This window comes from Cesiribacter sp. SM1 (genome assembly GCF_020178975.1).
Lineage (GTDB): Bacteria > Bacteroidota > Bacteroidia > Cytophagales > Cyclobacteriaceae > Cesiribacter.
In genome coordinates this window covers 13818-36632 of record NZ_JAHXBU010000091.1, presented here as the reverse complement: position 1 = coordinate 36632, position 22815 = coordinate 13818, and the positions used below count along the sequence as shown (strand labels likewise).

Sequence of the window (22815 nt, the reverse complement as noted above, 5' to 3'; positions counted from 1 at the left end):
CGGAAAATTAGCATTAAGCTGTAATAGCTATATAAAATAGTAATAAGCAATAATTTACGTTATGTTCTGCCGATAATGACTATCGAAAAAACCAAAGGCTGCCTAAAGGAGTAGTATTTATATGGTAATGTAATATTGTTGCTGATAAATTACTTTTTAACCAGCCTACTATGAAAAAAACTTTACTCCATTATGCTAGAACAGTCTGGTTTGTTGCTTTTATAAGTATTCCCTTTTGGACCAATGGTCAGATTCTTGTACAGGATTTTGAGGGGCTAAACGCACTTTCTGAATTCAGATCCTCAAATCCCGGAAGAGGACAGGTGAATGAACTGTTAACTACTTCTTCTAGTGGCCGAACTACCTTTTCACTTCACCAGCCGGAGGGTAGTGGACAAACAGTGATGCGCCTGGTTAAAGGTGATAATACACGTGTATGGTGGTTGAAGGAGGTAGGTGCGCCATCGCCGGAGGTACTCAAGCTGCAGTTTGATCTGGATGTTGTAAACGGAAGTGTGACTAATCCTATCGGGAGTTTTTATGTGGGGCATAATATGGCATATAATGCAACCTATCCTGATAATGTAGACCGCTTTGCTACCATCGATATTAACTGGAATGGGAATAACAGGTTTTCGGTTAGAAACATGATCGCCCTTGACCAGGCAAATGCTACCCATGTTATGAATAGCCAGAGTACTATTGCCATCTATATGAACAGGTCTGGCAACGGGTTTAGCTATGTATCGCCACTGGGTACAGAAGAAACATTGGCCAACAACAGCATAGATATTTGGGTGGATAATATCCGGGTGGCAAATGATGTAACCGCACAGGGTACTGCACCCATCAGGCAGGTTAAGTTTGTCACGCGTGGTAATGATATGCGAAGCACTGCTTTTTTTGATAATCTCCTAATTGAGAAAGTGCCAGCCTATGTACCTCCGGTAGCACTTGATCCGGCAGGAGGTACTTATACAGTAGGGAGTGGTGGTGATTTTAACAGCCTTACGCGTCCGGGTGGGGTATTTAATGCTTTAAACGAACTGAGTACTATCAGTGGCCCTATGAATTTTATCATCATCAGCGATTTACCAGGAGAAACAGGAGAGGTTGCCCTCAATCATATAGGAGGTACTTCTGATGTGAATACTATTCAGTTCCGCCCACAAAATGCAGAAACTTACTCCGTTACAGGGTCAAATAATTTTGCCAGGGGAGCCCTTATCAGGTTAAATGGGGCAGACTGGGTGCGGTTTGATGGCCGCACACCCAGTGACAGCAGAGAAGGGATGGGAATAGGTGGACATCTGCTTTTTCGCAACACTGGTGCTGCACCCACCTTTCATTTAGAAAATGATGCCACAAATAATACAATAGCTTATGCCACAATACAGGGTGCCAGTACATCAGAGGAACAGGCGGTCGTTTTTCTTGGTAACGGAACCAGGAGTGGAAATGATGCCAATGCTATTCTCTACAACCAGATTGGTGGCTATGGCAACCAGAGGCCTGTAAATACTTTGGCTTCCTGGAATGCTGCGGCAGGAAATACAACAGATGATCTGTGGGTGGAGGGTAACCAGTTCTACGGTTTTGCAGCCACGGCCAGCTTGAATATAGCAGGCAACCCCTGCACCATCATGGCAGGACCTGGAAACAGCTCCTGGAATATTCTGGGTAACCATCTTTATCAGGAAAGAGAATCTGCGCCTGTGGTAAGCGAGGGACTTTTTGAGCTGAAGGGTGTATGCATCAGATCTGGCACCGATCACCTGGTAGAAGGTAATTTTATTGGTGGTAGTGCAGCTTTTGCTGCAGGCAATCCTTTACGTGTAACTGTAGATGATGATGAAACAGGAATTCCGCCCTATCCCAGTATTGTGCCTTTCAGCATCGATACCCAGAATGGTAAGGTAGAAATCACAGGCAACACTGTCACCAACATAGCAATAACAGGCATGCCATTCGGCTGCGACGACCTGGCCTTTGGTTCGGTGGTGCTGGCAGGCGAAGTAGATTTTATTGACAATACCTTTGGAGATCCTGCAGGCGGTACCTCCATTACAGTTCGGAATGTTAACTCAGGTGATATAAATGCAGGATCTTACCTGCTAGCGCCCGTTTATTACCGGGGCCAAAGCGGAAGAACAAGCAGTGGAGTGGTTCGTGGTAATTACATTGGTTCTGTCCGGCTGGAGGGAGCTGTGAGCGGGGCTGGCTATTCAGATCTGAAGTTTATAGGCGTTTACAATAATGAAAGTGCCTCCAACATAGAAATAAGCCAGAATACAATTGCCAACATAAGATCAGATGTAAGTGGCAGGCTTAGTGTTTCCATGGTGGGTATTCATGCTCTGGGCAACGGGCCAACAGATATCTTCCGGAATGTTATTTATGATTTCTACAATAACTCATCTGCATTATCAGTAGTATGCCCCAGCAGCCTGGGCGAAGGAAATGTAGCCGGTATCGTTGCTGAAAATATCTCCGGAGAAACAAGGGTGGCCAATAACATGATCACGTTTGAAGATGTTTATCCCGGCAGCACAACTGTTTACTATGGCATCTTTGTGCCTTCTAACAGCAGTGGCGCCACTAAAGTCTTCTATAACTCCGTATACATTTACGGGGGAGAAAACGCAGCCATTGGCAGAAATTATGTTTTTTATCGCTCGGGCATCAGCCCTACAACAGTCAGAAACAACATCTTTCTCAACACCCGTACTACCAGCAGGAATGCAAATTTTGTGATTGGTACCGAAGCTACAGCTGGATGGACTTCCAGCAACAACCTGCTGTATCGCTCATCGGGCACTGCTTCTCTGAACGATTTTGGCAGATACGGAGATCTGCTTCTGGATGATTGCAGTGCCTGGACAGCCAGTACACCCGAGCAAAACTCTGTTTGTTCAGAGAATATAGAGAGTGACTTTTTAGATCCTGCCAATGGCAACCTGCGGATTGTGCAAACAGTTCGGCCCAGTGTGGTGGTAGATGCCGGTTATAGTATAGAAGAAATTGAAACTGATATAGACCTGGTGCTAAGGATTGATCCGGATATTGGTGCCAGTGAGGGTTACAATGCCTGGATAGGCGTGGTGAGCGATGACTGGTTTAACCCCGCCAACTGGTCTGCCAACAGGGTGCCAGATTGCCCCAACAACAACCAGCCCCAGGCATATAACCTGGCCACTATTCTTCCCAATAAAACCAGGATCTTTGACCAGGAGGTAAAATACCAGCCAGTGATCAGGAAAGAGCCAGGGCCTGCCAATTACCGGAATTTGGTGATCCTGGAAGGAGCATCGGTTACTATGGCAGAGGCAAGGGCGGAGTTAAGGCAGTGCGGTGAGCGTAATCCCCTCATTGAGGGTATTACCAACAGGGGAACCATAAAATATACAGGCCCTGGAAAAATCAGCCTTAGAGGTGTGCTCAACAACGAAGGAGTGTTTGATGCCGGTAGGGGAGTCTTGTCTTTGAATGGAGAAACAGAGCAATTTATTAATAGCACCGAAGCACTGGAACTATGGCGATTGCTGATAGAAGGAGGTGGCCCTAAAAACCTGCAAACCCCTGTGCTTGTAGAAGGTGCTCTTGATCTGGTGGAAGGTGTGGTGCTAAGTACTCCTGACGCCATGCTAACTATGGGTGCTGATGCCACACTGGGCGAGGAAGGATCACCTGCAAATAATGCCTATGTGGCAGGGCCAATGGTTAAGCGCTTTAACAGTGCTGAAAGTTTTGTTTATCCGGTAGGAGATGAAGAACGCTTAGGACTGGCAGCAGTAGCGCCTGTATCTTCTGCTCCCTCTGCTTTTGTAGTGAACTACCATTTTGGGGCAGCCCCTTATCCGCTTGTTCGAACCCAGGATAATGAGGAATTCTTTGCAGATGGCATTGAACAGGTATCGCCTACCGAACACTGGACTATTGAACCGGTGGAAGGAAATCCCGCTGCACAGGTTGTGCTCTACTGGGATGAGGCATCTGGTATTGAAGCAATAGAAAACAAGGCAGAGGATCTTGGAGTAGTTCGCTGGAATGCCAGCCAGCCTGCCTGGGTAGATGAAGGAAACAGTGGCACAGAGGAGGCACCGGCACCCGAACTGGGTCGGTTACTTTCCAGCCCCCGGGTAAGCGGCTGGGGTGTATTTACCTTTGGCAGTCCTAATCCCGATGTGCCTCTGCCGGTAGAATTTACCCGCTTTACTGCCAGCTTGGAACATCATGATGTAGTGCTGGATTGGGAAACAAGTTCTGAAAAGAACAGCAGTCACTTTAACGTGCAGCGCTCAAAAGATGGTAGAATCTTCAACACCATCGGCAGGGTAACATCTGCAGGTAACAGCACAGGGCTGGTTCAGTATCAGTATACCGATGATAAAGTAGCTGATGATCTGGCGGGAGCAGTGTACTACCGACTGGAGCAGGTAGATGTGGATGGCGCAACAGATTACAGTAATGTAGTGGTTGTGGTGCTGCCAGATGAAGCATTTGCCATCAAAGGGGTGTATCCCAATCCTTTCCAGGGCGATCTTGTTGTGAACATAGCAGGAGCAAAGGAACAACGCCTGGCGCTCCGTCTGCTTAACATGGAAGGCAAGCAGCTGCTGACGCAGGAAGTCACAATTCTGGATGGCGAAAATATCATGCCTGTGTTAAGGGGCGATCATCTGCAGGCCGGAATGTACATACTGGAAGTAAGCTCTGCAGAACTGATCAAGCAGTTTAAGGTGATAAAAAAGTAACTTATACTACTTTAAAAAAGGGCTTTTCTTTCACAAAAGCCCTTTTTTTGCGTTACGAAAAGAAAAGCTAATGGCAATGGCATTTGATGCCCTGCGGGTAGGGCGAACTTATAGAATGAAAAACTACGGAGAAACCCGTGAATTTGAAGTGGTTAGACGGCTATCTGATAAAAACTACCTCCTGAAAGATAAGATAACCCTGGAGAAGTACGAACTGTATGAACTGGTACAATGGGGGACCGGTAAGGATTATGACCTGGATGAAATCAATGATTTTGGTGATATCATATAAGACTTTGGCCTGCTCTGGTGTAAGTTAACATCCACTATAAACATGCAAAAAACAGAAATCGACGAAGCTGCGCAGCTGCTTCTTCAACATGGAGTGTTCGATCAGGAAGCACTGCAGAAGGCGCCTGCACTTACTGAAGCTGAACTTCGGCAACTGCTGGCAAGGCAGGTGCTCTATTTGCTGGAGCGCGATTTTGAGCGGCTTTTGCAATCGGTCTATCGCATAGATGTGCCTGAAAAGCGGTTCAAGGAATGCCTGGTATCTGATGATCCTGCCGGACAAATAGCTGATCTAATGCTGAAGCGCGAGCTCATGAAAGTAGAGACCCGCCGCTGGTATGCCAGCCGCTCCGGGGCTGCATCAGAAAACTGATCTTAGATCTGAATGCCTGCTATTTGCAAACACTAGTTGATGCGTACGCCATCCCAGCAGCTCTGGGCCGCCTGCTCCAGCTGCTCTTGTGTAACGGGTAAATTGTTATCAGACAGGTGGAGCTTTGCCAGTGAAATAACGTGGCCATGTACCAGTGCCATCATCATGCGTAACTCTAGCGGACGGAGCACCCCAAGCTCAATACCCTGCTGCAGGAAAAGCAGTACAGGCTCAAATGCTTTTCCATTCTCCTCCCTGGCCAGCTGGCTGGTATAAGGCGAGTTGGTATACTGCTCCAGAAAGCGGAACTCATCCGGATGCTGGATGTAGTAATGGTAGATATTTGTATAATAGCGAAAAAAGCGATCTTTTATGCTGCCTTTGTTACTATCTTCCTGAACCAGTGCTAACCCTACACGCTGCATTACCTCTCCATACAGCTGGTTAATCACTTCTTCCTTGCTCTCAAAATAATGGTATATGGTGCCTGCGGCAACGCCCGCTCTTTTGGCCACCATCGACATGGCTGTGCCATGAAAGCCATGCTCGGTTATCAGCTCCATCATTGCCTGCAAAACTGCTCCGCGTTTATCTTCTACTGCCATTCGTTAGGTTCTTGTACTGCGCTGCAAAGGTAAAATTAATAGTGATAATCAGCGGTTCCCGGGCAGTCAAATCAGAAATTGCTGTAAAAGAAAACTGCCCGGTATGATCCGGGCAGTTTTACTTATTTATTGATTTATGAAGAAATTTCCTATGCGCTGATCATCATTAGAATTCCATGCCTTCTTCACCGCCGCCACCATCCTGGCGTTGCTGGTCGCGGTTGTCCCTGCGGTTGTTGCGGCTATCCTGGTTCAGGCGGTAGTTGAAGCTAAGCGTAACGCTTCTTCTGCGCCACTGGAATTCAGAGCTGGTCACAACATCATCAAAGTTCAGTTCAGATCTCCATTTGCGTGTATTAAACACATCATCAACATTCAGGCTGATGGTGCCTTTCCGGTTAAGAATTTCTTTGCTGGCACCCAGGGTTACAAAGGTCATGCTAAGGCTGCGGCCCTGCAGGTTGTTTTGTGGAGCTCTGTAGAAAAGCATTTGCTGCAGGTTAATACCGCCTTTCAGACGCATACGGCTACTAAGGCGTCCCATGAGTCCAAAGGCCTCCACACCCTGTCTGTCTTCGGTAGAGCCATTCTCATTGGTAAGTGTGTAGGCATCTGTTACCTGCCAGTAGGCGTTTGCACTGCCGTTCACCGTCCACCAGTTGGTAAGGTCAGAGGAAAGCACTACTTCAAGGCCATAATCATTTCGGTTGCTGATGTTGTAAGGCTGTGCCTGTGTAACAGCACCACCTGTGAAAAACTGCAGAATCTGTGGGTCACTGAATACTTCTTCAGGATCCAGGCGGCTGCTCAGAAACTCTATGCCATCGGTGGTTTTTCTGTAGAATAAGCTTGAGGTAAGTGATGAACGCTCCCAGTTGTGCAAATAGCTCAGCTCGTAAGAATCTGTAAATTCAGGATTAACATTAGGGTTGCCTATGCGCCAGCTTCTGATATCGCTGAAAGTCCAGAAGGGGTTTAGCTGCCTGAAGTCAGGCCTGCGAATACGACGGCTGTAACTAGCCTGCACCGAAGCCTGGTCCGTAAGCTTGTAATTTGCAAAGATTGAAGGAAATAGGTTAAGAAAATCCCTGCTATTCACATTGTCATCAATCTGTGTGGTGATGCCTGTATATTCAAGGCGCAAGCCGGCCTGGTAGCTCATCCGGTCCATTTTCAAACCACCCTGTGCATAAGCAGCATGTACTTCCTCCTCGTAAAGAAAATCATTCGTAAACAAGGGGAGGGAGATAAACTCACCGGCATTATACAGATCAACGCCATAGTCGTTGCCAATACGTCTGAAGCTGGAACGAGCCCCTGCTTCCCACTGGCCTTTGTCATTTGGCAGTGGATCTACAAAATCGAACTGCATCAGCAACTCACGGTTTTCCTCCTGGTTTGAGGAGCGCTGCCTGTTGGTTAAAGCCAATTCACCAGAGGGCAGGAAAAAGTTCTCGAGATAAGCAGAACTTTCTTCGTCTGTGTTATTCCGGTACTGCACCAGGGCAGATAAACTCTTGTTTTTTTCATCATAGGTGCGGCGGTAATCAAGCGACCACTCCAGGTTCTGGTCCAGCTCTTCCTCATCATCGGTGCGTATGCTGCTTAGGCTTCTGTTACCTTCAGCTGTTAAAAAGTCATAGTTCAGCACCGCCTGGTTATCGCCATTGCCGCGGTTATATAAAAATGCTGCTGTTAACACATTCTTTTCAGTAAGAAAGAAATCTGAACCCAAACGTATGTTGTGCGACCAGCCGGCTCTTTCACGGTCTGAAGTAGAATTCCGGTACTTGTACGTGTAGGCTGTACCGCTCTCCAGTTCATCTGTTTGTTCTTCGCCAAAGGTCACATTGTTAAAACCGCCACCCGGGTTTACACGATAGCGTGTGCCCAGGTTAACAAAAAAGTTAGCGGCTTTGCGGCGTACATTAATATTGGCCGCAAGGCCGTGGTTATGAGGCCAGCCTGTGGTTACATCAAACGAACCATTGAGGCCGTTTTGCTGATTCTTTTTAAGTATGATATTGATAATACCTGCCATGCCCTGCGCTTCGTAGCGGGCACTTGGGTTGGTTACTATTTCAACCCGCTCAATCATATCTGCCGGAAGCTGGCGCAGGGCACTGGCACCGGTCAGACCACTGGGCTTTCCGTCAATCAGCACCCTAACATTATCACTCCCCCTGAGGCTAACGTTACCTTCCACGTCTACCGCTACTGAGGGAATGTTTTCGAGAATATCGGTTGCTGTACCCCCTTTGGTTACCAGGTTATCAGATACATTGAAGACTTTTTTATCCAGCGAAAGCTGCATTTCCATGGCCTGAGCTTCTACTTCAACTGCCTCAAGGGTTTCTTCATCTGCGCTAAGCAGCACATCGCCCAGGTTACGGGTAGCATTAGCTGCATCAAGGTTTATTGCATCAAACTGCTTATTTCCGTAAGAAAGAAACTGCACCATTAACCTGTAGGTACCATAAGGCAACTCAAGCTCAAAACGGCCGTTATCGCCGGTGGTGGCACCATTAATCAATTTATCGCCCTGAAAGGCAGCTACGGTTGCAAAGGGTAGGGGTTCTTTACTTTGTGCATCTAACACACGGCCGGAGATAGTTCCGTTCTGCGCTAATGAAAAGCTACTGATGCCCAGTAAAATAATAAAAAGTAAATAAGTCTTCATGCTGATTTGGTTCGAACAGTTTGCATAGGTTGTCTTGGTGTAGATGCTTTCTACACCTTAAGGTTTAACCTCTGTTCCTCTTTTTTTACGGATATTTTCCGGAAGGAAGTAAGCAAACGGAGAATATTTGTTGGGTAAGTGCTTGTTGTTTAAGCTAATGCGGTTTTTCTTATTACTTTGTTAAACCTGGGGATTGGTGGCAAAAACAGTACTTTCTGTAATAAATCCTCTGCTATCCATCTCCAGCATGGCCACAATGGTATGCGCTATTTCCTGGGCTCTTAGCTTGGTTTGTTCTTCCTGGGGTGTGTATTTTTTCTCTTTCTGGCCACCTACTTCCTGCTTGTTGCTGGCAAATTCAGTCATCACTTCGCTTGGATTCACCAGCATCACCCTAATGTTATGCTCACGCAGTTCTGCACGCCAGCACTCCGTCATACCACGGAGAGCAAACTTAGTGGCGGTATAGGGAGAGGAATTGGCACTTCCTTTTAGGGCGGCAGTTGAACCAATGTTGATGATGTTTCCTTCTTTCTGCCTGGTGAAAATACGTGCCGCTTCCCTGGCACAAAGTGCAGCACCAAGCACATTGGTGCGATAAACTTCCATAAAACGTTCGGCATTAAGCTGGGTGAGCGATGCAGCATAGCCCCAGCCGGCATTGTTGATCAGCACATTTAGGCCGCCCATTTTTTTGCTTGCTTCCTGCATCAGCCTTACTACATCGTCTTCGTTGCCAACATCTGCCTGTACCCAGTGTACCCCCAGTTGTTCGGCTGTTTGCTGCAACCTGCCGGCGTGGCGGGCTGCTATGGTAACCTGGGCTCCTTTTGCCTTGAGCAGCCTGGCTGTTTCTTTTCCTATGCCTGAGCTGCCCCCTGTGATGATTATTTTTGCTTCCTGTAAATTCATAGTCTTATCCTGATTTATATCTTAAATAAGGTCTGGCTGCGGGTAAAGGTTTTAGTCTTCTCCAAATGAATTTTTTAAGCAGCGCCTGTTTTTGCCTGCTCAAGGCCAGACTTAAAAGAATTTTTTTACATCATAAAAACAGAGTTTTCAGGAACAGCTGCTGAAGTAAGTAAGGTGTGTGGAATGTGCCCCACTTCCATAAGTGCAGAACCCCCTGAGACAGGTTTTTCGCTGGGGCTGGAGGCTACTACTGTTCATTTTTATAAAACCAGCCACACAAAACTGAACAAAGTGTCCATTCCTGGACACTTTTATTTTGGGTAAAATAGTGTAAAATACTGAATATGAGTATATTATATATTTGGCACAGGCTTTGAAATAATGGTGGTAGCAATAAAATCTCTCCGCCATGGATATCGAAATACCACAGGAAGAACTACAAAAGCAAAGCCGCAGCCGCAACATTAAAATTGCTGCCCTGGTACTGCTGGTAGTGCTCCTCTTTTTTGGGTTCAGGATTTTTATAAAACCCAGTGTTGACTACCGCACGCTTAAAACTGCACAGGTGGCAACAGGGCCAATTCAGGCTAGCCTTACTGCTACTGGTACTGTAGTACCGGAGTACGAGCAAAGCATCAGCAGTCCGCTGCAGGCACGTATCGATTCTGTTTACCACCCTGCAGGTACCCTGGTAAAAGCAGGCACTCCAATTTTAAAGCTGGACCTTAGCTACAGCCAGGTAGAGCTCGAGAAGCTGGAGGATGGTCTGCAAAAGCGCAGAAACGAAGCGAACCTGATTCGCCTGCGCATGGAAAAAAACCTGGCAGACCTGCAGGCGCAGTACGACATCAAGAAGCTGCGCATCAGCAGCCTGGAAAGCGAGCTGGAGAGCGAGCGCAAGCTGCAGCAGATAGGCGGAGGCACCGGTGAAAGTGTACGCCAGGCAGAGCTAAGCCTGCAGATTGCCCGACGAGAACTTCAGCAACTACAGGAGCAGATCAGCAATCAGCAGCAAACCAATAAGGCAGATCTCACTACCCTTCAGTTCGAGATCAGCATAGATCAAAAAAGTGTAAATGAGCTTAAGCGCCGCATGCAGCAGGCCGAGATTCGTGCTGAACGCGATGGGGTGATTGTGTATGTAAAGGATAAACTTGGCACTACTGTAGGAGCCGGCGAAGAGCTGGTGCGCCTGGCTGACCTGAGCCGCTTTAAGGTGAGCGCCAGCATGTCGGAGGCTTATGCCTCAGAGCTTAAAAGTGGAGGCAAAGTACTGGTACGTGCTGCTAACCAGGATCTGTACGGCATGATCACCAGCATAAAGCCGGAAGTTAAAGGCGGACTGGTAACCTTTGAGGTAGGGTTGGAAGAAGGCAATGCCCCTGTGCTGCGCCCCAACCTGCAGGTAGATGTGTATGTGGTAACAGCCTACAAAGAAAATGTACTGGTGGTGCGCAACGGGGCCTTCTACAAGGGCAAGCAGGATCAGAAAGTGTTTGTGGTGCGGGGCGATAAAGCAGAGGCCCGTAGCGTAGACATTGGCCTTACCAATGTAGATATGGTAGAGATCAGTGGCCTGCAGGAAGGTGATGAGCTGATCCTCAACGATATGAGCGAATATGCCCAGGCAGAAGAACTAGAACTGGAAAACCGCTAAGGCCATGAGAACCTGGATCATCATCATTATTACAGTACTCCTAAGCCTGCCCATAGTCTTGTGGGCGCAGGAAGAAGCGCAAAAAACACTTAGCCTCGAAGAACTGGTAGCACTTGCCCGCCAGAGTTCAGTAGATGCACTCATTGCACAAACAGCCAGGGAAACCGGGCACTGGCAATACCGCAGCTACAAAGCCGATCTGCATCCGCAGCTTGCGCTGCAGGGTACGCTGCCGGACTTTAGCCGTACCTTCAGCCCTATAACGCAGCCCGATGGTACCATACAGTTTCAACCCATCGTTAACAACAATAGTGCATTAAACCTGCAGCTTACCCAAAACGTGGGCTTAACGGGTGGCCAGTTTTTCATCAACAGCCAGCTGCAGCGCTTCGATGACCTGGAACGTGATTTTACCCGCTACAATGGCAGTCCTGTGGGTGTGGGCTATAAGCAGTCGCTTTTCTCCTTTAACCCCTACCGCTGGGCCAGGCAAATTGAGCCCCTGCGTTACGAAGCTTCCCGCAGAAAATTTCTGTCGGATCTGGAAGCAGTATCACTGCAGGCAACGGCAGCCTATTTTCAACTGTTGCTGGCGCAAATAGACTATGAAATGGCCCAGCAGAATGTAGCAAACGGTGTAAAGGCCCTGGAGATAGCCCAGTTGCGCTTTGATATGGGGAAGATCTCCCAAAACGATCTGCTGCAAATGAAGTACATTTTGCTGAATGCCCGCCGTGCCCTTGCCGATGCCCGCCAGGATATGCAAACCTCCTTTCTGCAGCTAAAAACTTTTGCAGGGGTGGAGGGCAGCAGCCTTAGGGTACAGGAGCCACAGCATGTGCCCCAGCTGTTTGTAGAGGAAGAAATAGCCCTGAAGGAAGCGCAGAAGAATAAGGAAACCTGGCTTAATTTTCAGGTTCGCCTGCTGGAGGCACGCCGGGACATGAACAAAGCCAAAAGCGAAGGAGGCCTTAATGCAGACTTGTTTGCCTCCGTAGGCCTGGTAAACCGCGCCGATCACTGGAATGAGGTGTACCACAACCCGGTAGACCAGCAGATGATCACTGTAGGCTTTACCATTCCCGTAGTAGACTGGGGCCGTAACAAAGCCAGGGTAATGACGGCAGAAGCCAACCAGAAACTCACTGAGTACACCGTTAAACAAGATCAGCAGGTTTTTGAGCAGCAGATCCGCACCCAGGTAGCCCTGATAGAATCTCTAAGGACCCAGGTGGAGGTTTCGAAAGAAGCCGCCGAACTGGCCAGTGAAAGATACGGAATTGCAGGCGAGAGCTTTGCCATGGGCCGCATCAGCATTACAGAGCTAAACATTGCCCAAACCGAAAAAGACAGCGCCCGCCGCAACTACCTGCAGGCCCTCCGCGGCTACTGGGAAACCTACTACCGCCTGCGCCTGCTCACCCTCTACGATTTTGAACGACAGGAGCCTATTACTGCAAGTGAAACTGATAGTTTTGATTAACAGATTTTCAAATAAAATACCTGGTACCCAATACTGAATTCCAAATACCAAAGATATGATACTACTTAGCAACATCGAAAAAGTGTACCGCACCAGCAGCATTCAAACGCTGGCGCTGCGCAATGTTAACCTGGCAGTAGCCAAAGGTGAGTTCCTATCCATCATGGGTCCTTCTGGCTGCGGTAAAAGTACCCTGCTCAACATTATGGGCCTTCTGGATGCACCCTCCGGTGGTACCATTAAACTGGATGGCCAGACCGTGAGTAACCTGCCAGATCAGAAACTGGCAAAGATCCGCAACGAAAAGCTTGGGTTCATCTTCCAGAGCTATCACCTGATTACCGACCTCAACGTGATCGATAATGTAGAGCTGCCCCTGATCTACCGCAATGTTTCTGCTTCGGAGCGCAAAAAAAGAGCCATGGAAGCACTGGAGAAAGTAGGCTTAAGTGCCCGCACCAAACACTACCCCAACCAGCTCTCGGGCGGTCAGCGCCAGCGGGTAGCCATTGCCAGGGCCATTGTAGGCAGGCCGGAGGTAATACTGGCCGACGAGCCCACCGGTAACCTCGATTCAGTAATGGGTGATGAGGTGATGAACATTCTTCTACAACTCAACCAGCAGGATGGTACCACCATTGTAATGGTAACGCACGATGAGGCCCAGGCCCTGCGTACCCAGCGCCTGCTCCGTTTCTTCGATGGTCAACCTGTAAACACTGAAAGCTATGCTACGCAATTATCTTAAAATGGCCCTGAAGGTACTGAACCGCCGCAGGTTTTACACCTTCATCAGTATGTTTGGCATTACACTTACCCTGGCCATTCTTATGATTGTTGCCTCCTTCTGGGAGCATCTGGTAGGGGTGCAGGGGCCTGAGGTAAACCAGGAGCGTAGCCTGCTCATTGTAAATATGCGGATGAAGGGGAAAGCTGGTTTTACCATCAGCTCTACCAATAGCATCCACTACCTGGAGGAGTACGTGAGCAAACTGCAGACACCTGAAAACATGTCGTTTTATTCCATAGCCTTTGCAGTCAGCACTTTCATCGACGGTCAAAAAGTAAGCATGGACCGCAAATTTACCGATGCTAACTTCTGGCAGGTAATGCAGCATAAGTTTACGGAAGGCCGGTCTTATACCGCAGAAGAGGTGGCGCAGCGCCAGCCAGTGGTTGTAATTGCCCGCTCCTTAAAAGAAGATCTGTTTGGGCAAGCCTCTGCAGTGGGTAAAGAGCTAAAGGTGGGAGAGGATCGCTTTAAGGTTATAGGCGTGATAGAAGATACACCCGTTACACGCATTCACTCTTATGGAACCCTTTATGTGCCTATCACACTGGATAAAAAGTACGGCATAGACAAGAGTTTTACCGGCGAATACATGGCTACGCTCGTTGCTAAAGATAAAGCCAGCGTGCAGGCCATGCAGCAGGAGTACAAGGCACTGGTGAGCCAGATAGAAAATCCGGATCCCAGCCAGTACGAATCTTTCTCTACCAATGCCGATCCATACCTGGCTGCCTTTAGCCGCATGATTCTGGGCGATGCTGATGATTCAGGAATCAATACCCTGTATACTGTTTTATTTGTACTTGCCTTTCTTTTTATGCTGCTGCCTACGGTTAACCTGATGAATATTAACATAAGCCGCATTATGGAGCGGGCTTCTGAAATTGGTGTACGCAAAGCATTTGGGGCTTCCTCCTTTGCGCTGATCATTCAGTTTATTGTGGAAAACCTGGTACTAACTCTCTTAAGTGGTGTACTGGCCTTTGTTGTTGCCTGGGTGGCCCTGCAGGCTATCAACAGTGCCAGCATCATTGACCATATGGAGCTTAGCATCAATATGGAAGTGTTGTGGGCCGGACTGATTTTTACCATTTTATTTGGTTTGTTGTCCGGGGTTTATCCGGCATGGCGTATGTCAAGGCTGCACCCGGCAGAGGCTCTGAAAACAAAATAATGGCCTGTTCTCATCCCTAAATTTTTCAATACATAAATTATGCTTACCCAACTCTTTAAAATAATGTGGCGCCGTAAGGGAAGTAACTTTCTGTTGCTTACAGAAATCTTCTTTTCTTTCCTGGTGCTGTTTGCCACCGGCACCCTCATCACCGAGGGTTTAATCAACTACTTCAGTCCGCAGGGTTTCGATCATACAGATGTTTATGATGTGCGGATAAACCGCCAGGGAGAAGGCAACCCTGAATCATTTCCCAAAATGCAGCAGATTGATCAGGTGCTGAAAGGATTTCCTGAGATCAGCAATTATAGCTTTACTGATGTAAACACCCCTTTTTCATTCAATATCATGGATGGAAGTATTGGAACAGAAGAGCAGCAAGTGAGGTCGTACAACTACAGAGTAGAGCCTGCTTACCTGGAAACCCTGGATCTTGAGATGGCAGAAGGTAGCTGGTTTCAGAAAGGTGATGTGCGTATTCCTAAGCCTGTGGTGATCAACGAACATTTACGGGATAAGCTTTTTCCGGGCGAAAGTGCCTTAGGCAAGAGAATCAAATCCGATGGAGGTACAGAATACCAGGTAACTGGTGTTGTAAAGCATTTCAGGCAGGATGGTAACCTGACTGCACCGGAAAGCAGCTATTTTGTAATGTACAACGATAAAGATACCGCCGACATTGCGGGTAACATACTGCTCGAAATTAAGGCAGGAGCACACCCGGCCTGGCAACAGAATCTTATTGACCAGCTTCAGGAAATAGGCGGTAGCTGGAGTATAGACCTGGTGCCCTTAACAGAAGCCAGGGCATCAAAAGCGAAAATAAAAGTAATACCGGCCATTGCACTGGCAGTGGTGTGTGGGTTTTTGATTTTCAACGTAGCCCTTGGCTTGTTTGGCGTACTCTACTACAACATTAACAAGCGCTATTCTGAAATTGGTATACGCAGGGCGTTAGGAGCCACGGCCACTGCTGTGCGCAGGCAAATGCTGGGCGAAGTGCTGGTAATGGCAACCTTGGGTGTTTCCCTTGGTGTTTTGCTTGCACTGCAGTTTCCACTCCTGGGCGTTATGAATGTAGAGACCTACATTTACCTGATTGCCAATGCGGCTGCGCTTTTGCTGATTTACCTGCTGGTAGCACTTTGTGCGTGGTTCCCAAGCAAACAGGCCGCGCAGATTGAGCCTGCCATTGCCCTGCATTATGATTGATGACTGCCCATTTTCAATGGTCCGGGAAAAGTGCCGGGCCATTGAAAATGTGATTAAGTACTGATGTTACAGCTAAATGATCGTATAGCTTTCTTCCCGAATCACCTCAACCAAAGCCATGAAAAATCTATTGATCTTCTTTCTTACCCTGATGTTGTGCCTGGGGCTTTCTGTAGTGCTGGCTACCTTAGGCTGCTTTAGCCGCCAAACCACTAAATGAATTGCAGGCAACTGTGCTTTTTGTTCTATAAATTTTTGATATTTACCCTATATGATCCTTCTGGTAGACGACGATGAGGCCATCAGGGCATCCTTAAGCCTGCTGCTCAAGCAGGGAGGATATTTTGTGCAAACAGCAGCTCATCCCGATGAGGCGCTGGCAAAGCTGGCACAAAAAGAACCTCAGCTGGTGATCTCAGATATGAACTTCAGTATTGAAACCAGTGGTGAAGAGGGGCTGGCATTTCTGAAGGAGGTAAAGCAGCGTTACCCACAGCTGCCCGTCATTCTTATTACAGCCTGGGGCTCTGTGCCGCTTGCCGTAGAAGGCATGAAGCTGGGGGCTGCCGACTTTATAAACAAGCCCTGGCAGAACGAGCACCTGCTGCAATCAGTAAAAACCGTGCTTACGCTTGCGCGCCAGAAAAAAGAAGATGAGCCAACAGGCCTCAGCCGTGCAGCGCTGAATAAAAAATATGACTTTGATGCCATTGTAGGGGAGGATAGGGGATTTCTGCATGTACTGGAAACGGTAGGCAAAGTAAGTGCTACCGATGCATCCATCCTTATCATGGGCGAAAGCGGTACGGGTAAGGAAATGATTGCCGAAGCGGTTCACCTCAACAGCCACCGCTACAACAAAGCTTTTGTAAAAGTAAACCTGGGCGGTATTTCTGCCTCGCTCTTCGAGAGCGAAATGTTTGGCCACAAGCGTGGGGCCTTTACCGATGCCAAAAACGATAGGGTAGGGCGTTTTGAGCTGGCAAATGGCGGCACCATTTTCCTGGATGAAATAGGCGACCTGGATGCCAACAGCCAGGTGAAGTTACTGCGTGTGCTGCAGGATCGTACCTACGAGGTGCTAGGCGATAGCAAAACCCGTACAGTGGATGTGCGCGTAATCTGTGCCACCAACCGCAACCTGGAAGAGATGGTAGCCAAAGGACAGTTCCGGGAAGATCTCTACTACCGTATCAATCTTATTACCGTAAAGCTGCCAGCCCTGCGCGAGCGGCCTGGCGATATTCCCCTTCTGGTAAACTACTTTATCCGCAACCTGCGTGAGATCTACCAGCGGCCCGAGTTGGAGGCATCACGTGAGGCACTGCGCTGGCTGCGTGATCAGCCGCTGCCGGGCAACATTCGCGAACTTAAAAATGTAGTGGAGCGAGCTGTGCTGCTAAGCCCGCACCAGGAGCTGCAGTTGGAAGATTTCAAAGCCCTGATGCGCTCGGCCACCCAGCCACCTGCTGCACAGCAGCCCCAAATAAAAGAGCTGCCCCTGATGCCCCTGGAGGAGATGGAAAAAGCCATGATTATGAGGGCCATGGTACTGCACAAGGAAAATATGAGTAAGGTGGCACAGTCCCTGGGCCTGAGTCGGGGCGCCCTCTATCGCCGGCTGGAGAAATATAACATCCCCTATGAGGCTACCCATTAAGTATTTTCTCTATGTAGGAGGCCTGCATTGCGTTTTTATAGTGCTTAGTGTACTGCTGCTCCGGGATAAACCACTCTGGTTTCTGGCAGCAGAACTGCTTATTTTTTTCTCACTCTATATTGCATGGCGCATGTACCGGGCTTTTATTGTTCCGGTACAGCTCATGGCATCAGGTGCCGAAAGCCTCAAGCAAAAAGATTTTTCAGTTCAGTTCAATAAGGTGGGCCAGCGCGAGCTTGATGCCCTTATTGATGTATATAACCAGATGATTGAACAACTGCGGATGGAACGAATGCACCTCACCGAACAGCACTACCTCCTGCAAAAACTCATCAATGCTTCGCCGGCAGGCATTTTGCTGCTTGATCTGGATGGCCGGGTGTACTCCCTCAATGCTGCTGCAGAGCGTATCCTGCGTCAGTCGCCCCATAAGCTACAGGGCCTTACGCTTGCCGAACTGGATGCTCCCTTCGGTAAGGAACTTACAGCCCTGCCACCCGATCAGGCACAGGTAATCCAGGCACGCGGTAACCGGTTTTATCGTTGCATTAAATCCCGCTTTATCGATCGGGGCTTTGAACGGCAGTTTATCATGCTGGAGGAGCTTACCGAAGAAATCCTTCGCACCGAAAAAGGCGCTTACGATAAGGTCATCAGGATGATGTCGCATGAGGTAAACAATTCCATTGGGGCAGTCAATTCCATCCTGCAGAGCATGGCCAGCCTCGATACCATCGACGAGGACTATAAGGAAGCTATTAGTGTGGCCATGAACCGCAACCTCCGCCTGTCGCGTTTTATGGGCAATTTTGCCGATGTGGTAAAAATACCGGCTCCTAAAAAAGAGCTTGTTTCAGTGGCGGAGCTGTTGCAGTATATGCAGCGCTTTATGGAATCGCAGGCGCAAAAGTGGGGCGTGGAGCTGTCCCTGGAGGTTCCGGAGCAGGCAGTGCGCGTGCTGATGGACAGGGAGCAGTTTGAGCAGGTGCTGGTAAACGTAATCAAGAATGCCCTGGAATCTGCCGGTAAAGGAGGGTGCGTACTGCTTAAGCTGGAGGCTGAAGGGCTGCGGGTGTTAAATGATGGTCCCGGCATTCCGGCAGAGGTGCAGAAAAAGCTCTTTACACCTTTTTACAGCACCAAGCCGCAGGGGCAGGGCATTGGCCTTATGCTGGTGCGCGAAATATTGCGCAACCACGGCTTTCCCTTTTCCCTGCAAACCCTTCCCAGTGGCCTTACCGAATTCTGGATAGGCTGGCGCTAAACCTGTTTTAGCTGGGTGCTGCTCCAGTGGCGCAGGCGAAAATCGAGATCATAGATAGACTCCAGCTGCTCCCATACCTGCTGCAGTTCGCCCGGATGCTGAATAAGCGGCTGTGCCGGATGAGCCACTATGTTCCTGATTTGGTTAATACCACGGGAGATATCCTTCCAGTGCTGCTGGTTGTACTTCAGGGGTCTGTCGAACAGCCCTTTGTCTTCAATCAGGTAAAAGTAATGGGAGAGGTAGAGGTATTCTGTAATATGTATCCGCATATCATCTTCCGCATCGCGGTAGTAGCGGCTTAGCACTTCAGCACCTTTACGGCGTTTATGGTCGGAGCCGGCTGAGGCGGCCTCCTCCAGGTAATCTACCACATCCTGCTCCGGTATACTCTTTTTTACAAACAGGCTGATGTCGGTCTCCAGGTCGCACAGCAGACCATAGAGGTAGGTTTTTACCTGCCTGTTGTTGAGATCGGCCAGGGTAATGATGCCGCAGATCTCGCCCCGGTTTCGTAAAAAGTAAAAGCTTCTTTTGTTGAGGATAAAAGACCTGATCACATCCTTGATATGTGTATTGGAGGGCAGGGTGTCCTTATAGCTGATCGGAAATTTCCGGGCTTCTGTGTATTGTCGGGGCTGTAGGGTGCTGTAGTATTCGTAAGCATTACCATCGGGGGCTACAATGGGCACTACATCCAGCTGGTACTGCCGCATCAGCTGCAGGCCTGCTTCTGTGCTGGCTGTTTCTGTTTCCAGGCTAATCCAGTCCTCCAGGCCAACACCAACCGTGGCAGCAGTTATAAGGGTATGTCCGTCGTCGATGTGCAGAAAATCATCAAGCATGGGCAGTGTAGTTTTAGGGTGAACTACAAAACTAACATCATTCGCCCGGATTCAAACAGGAGCTGCCTGCTATTTACACCAGGGCTTTAGCCGTGTTTATAGCAGTGGCTATCCGCCGGCTGTGTTCTTGATATTGTGGCTTGATAGGTGTTTTTTTATCTCTTGTCTGATACGTAAAGTTTATGCAGATTCAACATAACACAAAACCCTGTAGGGGCAGGGCTACGTTAGATGTTACAAACCAAAACATCAGGAACCAATGGGCTTATTCAATGCAATTCTTGGAACCAGCAGTAAAATGAATCCCGATGAGATCATGCGCAAATTCGGGCATATGCTTATTGAGGGAGAAATCCTGCAGTATGCTTACCAAAGCGTTCGGGACTTCTTTGTATTCACCGATAAAAGACTGATTGTGGTAGATCAGCAGGGGTTTACCGGCAGAAAGGCAGAGTACCTCTGTATTCCCTACCGCAGCATAGCTTTTTATTCAATTGAAACTGCGGGTACTTTTGAGGTAGACTCCGAGCTGAAAATCTGGATCAGGGGCATGGATCAGCCACTGGTGAAGGAATTCAGGAAAGACAACGACCTGAAGGAAGTTTACCAGGTATTAAGCCGGCATGTACTGTAGGGATGAAGTAAAGCAGGAGCAGGGCAGCTTTTATTCAGACCGGCAGCTATTTGTTTTTTTACTTGAAAAAGCAGCTATTTTTTAGCAAATTTATAGAACGGGTTTAGCCCTTTGCTGCATGAAACCACTGATAGAAAAACTACCCTTTACTGAAGATACTTCTTTTGTCACCAAAACATTTCAAACCCCGAATTTTGAGGTGCCCTGGCATCAGCATGTAGAGCTTGAGCTCATCCTGTTTACCCGCGGCGATGGCTTAAGTTTTATTGGAAATTATGCCGGAGAATTTCAGCCAGATGACATCTTTTTTATTGGTAAAAATGTACCGCATACCTTTCAGAAAAGGCGTGAAAATATGATCACCAGTGCAGTGGTGGTGCAGTTCAGGGAAGATCTGTGGGGGCAGGAGTTTATTAGCCTTCCCGAGTTCAGGGAAATTAAAGAGCTGTTTGAGATTTCATTACAGGGGCTGCAGCTGTATGGTGAAACTAAATACCTGCTGAAGCAGCGCATCAGGGACCTGGAGCACCTGAAGGGATTTAAGCGATTTATTAAGTTGTTTGAATGCCTGCAGCTGATCAATGAAAAGAAAGAGTACGTTACCCTTTCTACCCAGGAGGTTAAGCTGGCCAATCCAAAGGATAAGGAGCGCATTGATAATGTTTTCCGCTATACCATAGAGTCTTTTCGGCAGCGGGTTACCCTTGCAGAGGTGGCAGGCATTGCAGGCATGAGTGTGCAGGCCTTTTGCAGTTACTTTAAAAAGAGCACCAAGAAAACCTATATCGATTTTCTGAATGAGGTAAGGGTAGGCTATGCCTGTAAACTCTTGATCGATACCGATATGAGTGTGATCAACATCTGCTACGAAAGCGGTTATAATACGCTTGCTAACTTCAACAAACAGTTTCGCAAGGTAAAGCAAACAACACCTTCTACCTATCGGAAAATTTTCGCAGCCAGAAATGTAGCGTCATAAATCTTGCTGGCTGTGTTTTGTTGGCGGGGATAAGTGGTGTGGGTTTAGGTAAAGCCAGTTCTGAATTTTCATGTCAAAAACTGCAGCATCAGTGCCTGCACATGCATGAAAAAACAGGCACGTTTAATATTTTTGTATAGCAGTTGCAGCACTCTGATCTACAGCAAACTGCAGTCCTGATATTGTTCGCTGTTTCCACCAGTACAGTAATATGTTTTACTAAACTGGCGTGGCCGATTATCACTAATCAGAATATATTTTTCTTAATAGCATTTTTAATAACATAGCTTATGAGTTTAGAGCAAACCTGGCGTTGGTATGGCCCTCACGATCCTGTTAGTCTTTGGGATTGTAAACAGGCCGGGGCTACGGGAATAGTTACAGCCCTCCACCACCTGCCTCCCGGTGTAGTTTGGACGGTAGAGGAAATCCTGGCCAGAAAGCAGGAGATTGAACATGTGGGCATGAGCTGGTCGGTGGCTGAAAGTGTGCCCGTGCATGAGGATATCAAAACCAGAACAGGCCGCTACCAGGAATACATCGAGAACTACAAGCAAAGCCTGCGTAACCTGGGGCAATGTGGTATCGATACCGTTTGCTATAACTTTATGCCGGGGCTGGATGCCACCAGGACTGATCATGCTTATGTAATGCCCGACAGGGCTACGGCTCTACGCTTCGATATCAATGAATTTGCCGCTTTTGAACTCTACATCCTGAAGAGGGAGGGAGCAGAAGCTAACTATACACCCGCCCAGCAGCAAAAAGCAAAGCAGATTGTTGAGAAGCTGTCGAAAGAGCAGATCCAGCGGCTCACAACCACCATTGTAGCAGGTTTTCCGGGTGTAGGGGTAGATTATACCAATTTGGACCAGCTGCGGGCAGTGCTGGATACTTACAAAGGGCTGGATGCTGCAGGCCTTAAAGAAAACCTGGCATACTTCCTGTCGCAGATCATTCCTGTTGCCGAAGAAGCAGGTATTCTCATGGCTATACACCCCGATGATCCGCCGTTCCCGATCCTGGGTCTGCCCCGGGTAGTATCTACCGAAGCAGATGCAGAGTATATTTTACAGGCAGTAGACAGCCCTAACAACGGACTTTGCTTTTGTACCGGCTCATTTGGTGTGCGTGCAGATAACGACCTGCCGGGAATGGCCCGGCGCCTGGCTGGCCGCATTAACTTTATTCACCTTAGGGCTACCCGCCGCGACGAAGACGGCAGCTTTGTGGAATCGGAACACCTGACTGGCGATGTAGACATGTATGCGGTAATGAAAGCCCTGCTGGAAGAGCAGCAAAAGCGGAAAAAAGCTGGCAGGAAGGATCTGCGCATGCCCATGCGCCCCGACCATGGCCACCAGATGCTGCACGACCTGCGCAGAAAAAGCATTCCGGGCTATTCTGCCATTGGCAGGCTACGCGGCCTTGCCGAGTTGAGAGGGCTGGAATTAGGCATTCGCAAGGCTCTTTCGCTGGACTAGAATGCTGCTTTATACTTT

17 protein-coding genes are annotated in these 22815 nt (G+C 48.3%); 13 read left to right on the top strand and 4 right to left on the bottom strand.

Annotated features, from left to right (window positions below; all coding sequences use genetic code 11):
• Positions 1-170: 170 nt before the first annotated feature.
• The 3 genes from KWJ01_RS18170 to KWJ01_RS18160 all read left to right on the top strand — a co-directional run bounded on the left by KWJ01_RS18170 (position 171) and on the right by KWJ01_RS18160 (position 5418).
• Positions 171-4754, top strand: coding sequence for a T9SS type A sorting domain-containing protein (locus KWJ01_RS18170; RefSeq protein WP_224998389.1), 4584 nt, complete (start codon positions 171-173; stop codon positions 4752-4754).
• Positions 4755-4824: 70 nt separating this feature from the next.
• On the top strand, positions 4825-5046 hold the full coding sequence (locus KWJ01_RS18165) for a hypothetical protein (protein WP_224998387.1): 222 nt from the start codon (positions 4825-4827) through the stop codon (positions 5044-5046).
• 42 nt (positions 5047-5088) lie between these two features.
• Positions 5089-5418, top strand: a complete 330-nt coding sequence (locus KWJ01_RS18160; protein WP_224998386.1) for a hypothetical protein — start codon at positions 5089-5091, stop codon at positions 5416-5418.
• A gap of 32 nt (positions 5419-5450) precedes the next feature.
• Here the strand turns inward: KWJ01_RS18160 and KWJ01_RS18155 are convergent, their stop codons facing one another.
• From KWJ01_RS18155 to KWJ01_RS18145, 3 genes are all read right to left on the bottom strand, one after another.
• Positions 5451-6023 carry a TetR/AcrR family transcriptional regulator gene (locus KWJ01_RS18155; RefSeq protein WP_224998384.1) on the bottom strand — a complete coding sequence of 191 codons (573 nt, stop codon included), beginning with the start codon at positions 6021-6023 and terminating at the stop codon, positions 5451-5453.
• A 166-nt stretch (positions 6024-6189) separates the two neighbouring features.
• Positions 6190-8703: an outer membrane beta-barrel family protein gene (locus KWJ01_RS18150; RefSeq protein WP_224998382.1), complete on the bottom strand. Its 2514-nt coding sequence runs from the start codon at positions 8701-8703 to the stop codon at positions 6190-6192.
• A gap of 180 nt (positions 8704-8883) precedes the next feature.
• Positions 8884-9615, bottom strand: a complete 732-nt coding sequence (locus KWJ01_RS18145; RefSeq protein ID WP_224998380.1) for an SDR family oxidoreductase — start codon at positions 9613-9615, stop codon at positions 8884-8886.
• A gap of 409 nt (positions 9616-10024) precedes the next feature.
• Here KWJ01_RS18145 and KWJ01_RS18140 point away from each other — a divergent pair, with 409 nt between their 5' ends.
• From KWJ01_RS18140 to KWJ01_RS18110, 7 genes are all read left to right on the top strand, one after another.
• On the top strand, positions 10025-11272 hold the full coding sequence (locus KWJ01_RS18140) for an efflux RND transporter periplasmic adaptor subunit (RefSeq protein WP_224998379.1): 1248 nt from the start codon (positions 10025-10027) through the stop codon (positions 11270-11272).
• A gap of 4 nt (positions 11273-11276) precedes the next feature.
• Positions 11277-12755 carry a TolC family protein gene (locus KWJ01_RS18135; protein WP_224998377.1) on the top strand — a complete coding sequence of 493 codons (1479 nt, stop codon included), beginning with the start codon at positions 11277-11279 and terminating at the stop codon, positions 12753-12755.
• A 55-nt stretch (positions 12756-12810) separates the two neighbouring features.
• Positions 12811-13503, top strand: coding sequence for an ABC transporter ATP-binding protein (locus tag KWJ01_RS18130; protein WP_224998375.1), 693 nt, complete (start codon positions 12811-12813; stop codon positions 13501-13503).
• Positions 13484-14719 carry an ABC transporter permease gene (locus tag KWJ01_RS18125; RefSeq protein WP_224998373.1) on the top strand — a complete coding sequence of 412 codons (1236 nt, stop codon included), beginning with the start codon at positions 13484-13486 and terminating at the stop codon, positions 14717-14719. The genes KWJ01_RS18130 and KWJ01_RS18125 overlap by 20 nt, the downstream gene beginning before the upstream one ends.
• 39 nt (positions 14720-14758) lie before the next feature.
• A complete protein-coding gene (locus KWJ01_RS18120; protein WP_224998372.1) occupies positions 14759-15931 on the top strand; it encodes an ABC transporter permease in 1173 nt (390 codons plus the stop codon).
• A 271-nt stretch (positions 15932-16202) separates the two neighbouring features.
• On the top strand, positions 16203-17591 hold the full coding sequence (locus KWJ01_RS18115; protein ID WP_224998371.1) for a sigma-54 dependent transcriptional regulator: 1389 nt from the start codon (positions 16203-16205) through the stop codon (positions 17589-17591).
• Positions 17575-18855 carry a PAS domain-containing sensor histidine kinase gene (locus tag KWJ01_RS18110; RefSeq protein ID WP_224998370.1) on the top strand — a complete coding sequence of 427 codons (1281 nt, stop codon included), beginning with the start codon at positions 17575-17577 and terminating at the stop codon, positions 18853-18855. Before KWJ01_RS18115 ends, KWJ01_RS18110 begins: the two co-directional genes overlap by 17 nt.
• On the opposite strand, the gene KWJ01_RS18105 is transcribed toward KWJ01_RS18110, so the two are convergent.
• The gene (locus KWJ01_RS18105) at positions 18852-19700 is read right to left on the bottom strand and encodes a hypothetical protein (RefSeq protein WP_224998369.1); all 849 of its coding nucleotides are present in this window, start codon (positions 19698-19700) and stop codon (positions 18852-18854) included. The two genes, KWJ01_RS18110 and KWJ01_RS18105, sit on opposite strands and share 4 nt — an antisense overlap.
• A 259-nt stretch (positions 19701-19959) precedes the next feature.
• Between KWJ01_RS18105 and KWJ01_RS18100 the strand changes: the two genes are divergently transcribed.
• The 3 genes from KWJ01_RS18100 to uxuA all read left to right on the top strand — a co-directional run bounded on the left by KWJ01_RS18100 (position 19960) and on the right by uxuA (position 22797).
• Positions 19960-20334: a PH domain-containing protein gene (locus KWJ01_RS18100; RefSeq protein WP_224998367.1), complete on the top strand. Its 375-nt coding sequence runs from the start codon at positions 19960-19962 to the stop codon at positions 20332-20334.
• A gap of 118 nt (positions 20335-20452) precedes the next feature.
• Positions 20453-21313: an AraC family transcriptional regulator gene (locus KWJ01_RS18095; protein ID WP_224998365.1), complete on the top strand. Its 861-nt coding sequence runs from the start codon at positions 20453-20455 to the stop codon at positions 21311-21313.
• 290 nt (positions 21314-21603) lie between these two features.
• Positions 21604-22797, top strand: coding sequence for a mannonate dehydratase (gene uxuA, locus KWJ01_RS18090; RefSeq protein WP_224998363.1), 1194 nt, complete (start codon positions 21604-21606; stop codon positions 22795-22797).
• The last annotated feature ends 18 nt before the right edge of the window (positions 22798-22815 follow it).

Bases quoted from the DNA above. Each gene is read 5' to 3' on its own strand.
- KWJ01_RS18170 (WP_224998389.1), top strand. From the start codon at position 171: ATGAAAAAAACTTTACTCCATTATGCTAGAACAGTCTGGTTTGTTGCT.
- KWJ01_RS18165 (WP_224998387.1), top strand. From the start codon at position 4,825: ATGGCAATGGCATTTGATGCCCTGCGGGTAGGGCGAACTTATAGAATG.
- KWJ01_RS18160 (WP_224998386.1), top strand. From the start codon at position 5,089: ATGCAAAAAACAGAAATCGACGAAGCTGCGCAGCTGCTTCTTCAACAT.
- KWJ01_RS18155 (WP_224998384.1), bottom strand. From the start codon at position 6,023: ATGGCAGTAGAAGATAAACGCGGAGCAGTTTTGCAGGCAATGATGGAG.
- KWJ01_RS18150 (WP_224998382.1), bottom strand. From the start codon at position 8,703: ATGAAGACTTATTTACTTTTTATTATTTTACTGGGCATCAGTAGCTTT.
- KWJ01_RS18145 (WP_224998380.1), bottom strand. From the start codon at position 9,615: ATGAATTTACAGGAAGCAAAAATAATCATCACAGGGGGCAGCTCAGGC.
- KWJ01_RS18140 (WP_224998379.1), top strand. From the start codon at position 10,025: ATGGATATCGAAATACCACAGGAAGAACTACAAAAGCAAAGCCGCAGC.
- KWJ01_RS18135 (WP_224998377.1), top strand. From the start codon at position 11,277: ATGAGAACCTGGATCATCATCATTATTACAGTACTCCTAAGCCTGCCC.
- KWJ01_RS18130 (WP_224998375.1), top strand. From the start codon at position 12,811: ATGATACTACTTAGCAACATCGAAAAAGTGTACCGCACCAGCAGCATT.
- KWJ01_RS18125 (WP_224998373.1), top strand. From the start codon at position 13,484: ATGCTACGCAATTATCTTAAAATGGCCCTGAAGGTACTGAACCGCCGC.
- KWJ01_RS18120 (WP_224998372.1), top strand. From the start codon at position 14,759: ATGCTTACCCAACTCTTTAAAATAATGTGGCGCCGTAAGGGAAGTAAC.
- KWJ01_RS18115 (WP_224998371.1), top strand. From the start codon at position 16,203: ATGATCCTTCTGGTAGACGACGATGAGGCCATCAGGGCATCCTTAAGC.
- KWJ01_RS18110 (WP_224998370.1), top strand. From the start codon at position 17,575: ATGAGGCTACCCATTAAGTATTTTCTCTATGTAGGAGGCCTGCATTGC.
- KWJ01_RS18105 (WP_224998369.1), bottom strand. From the start codon at position 19,700: ATGCTTGATGATTTTCTGCACATCGACGACGGACATACCCTTATAACT.
- KWJ01_RS18100 (WP_224998367.1), top strand. From the start codon at position 19,960: ATGGGCTTATTCAATGCAATTCTTGGAACCAGCAGTAAAATGAATCCC.
- KWJ01_RS18095 (WP_224998365.1), top strand. From the start codon at position 20,453: ATGAAACCACTGATAGAAAAACTACCCTTTACTGAAGATACTTCTTTT.
- uxuA (WP_224998363.1), top strand. From the start codon at position 21,604: ATGAGTTTAGAGCAAACCTGGCGTTGGTATGGCCCTCACGATCCTGTT.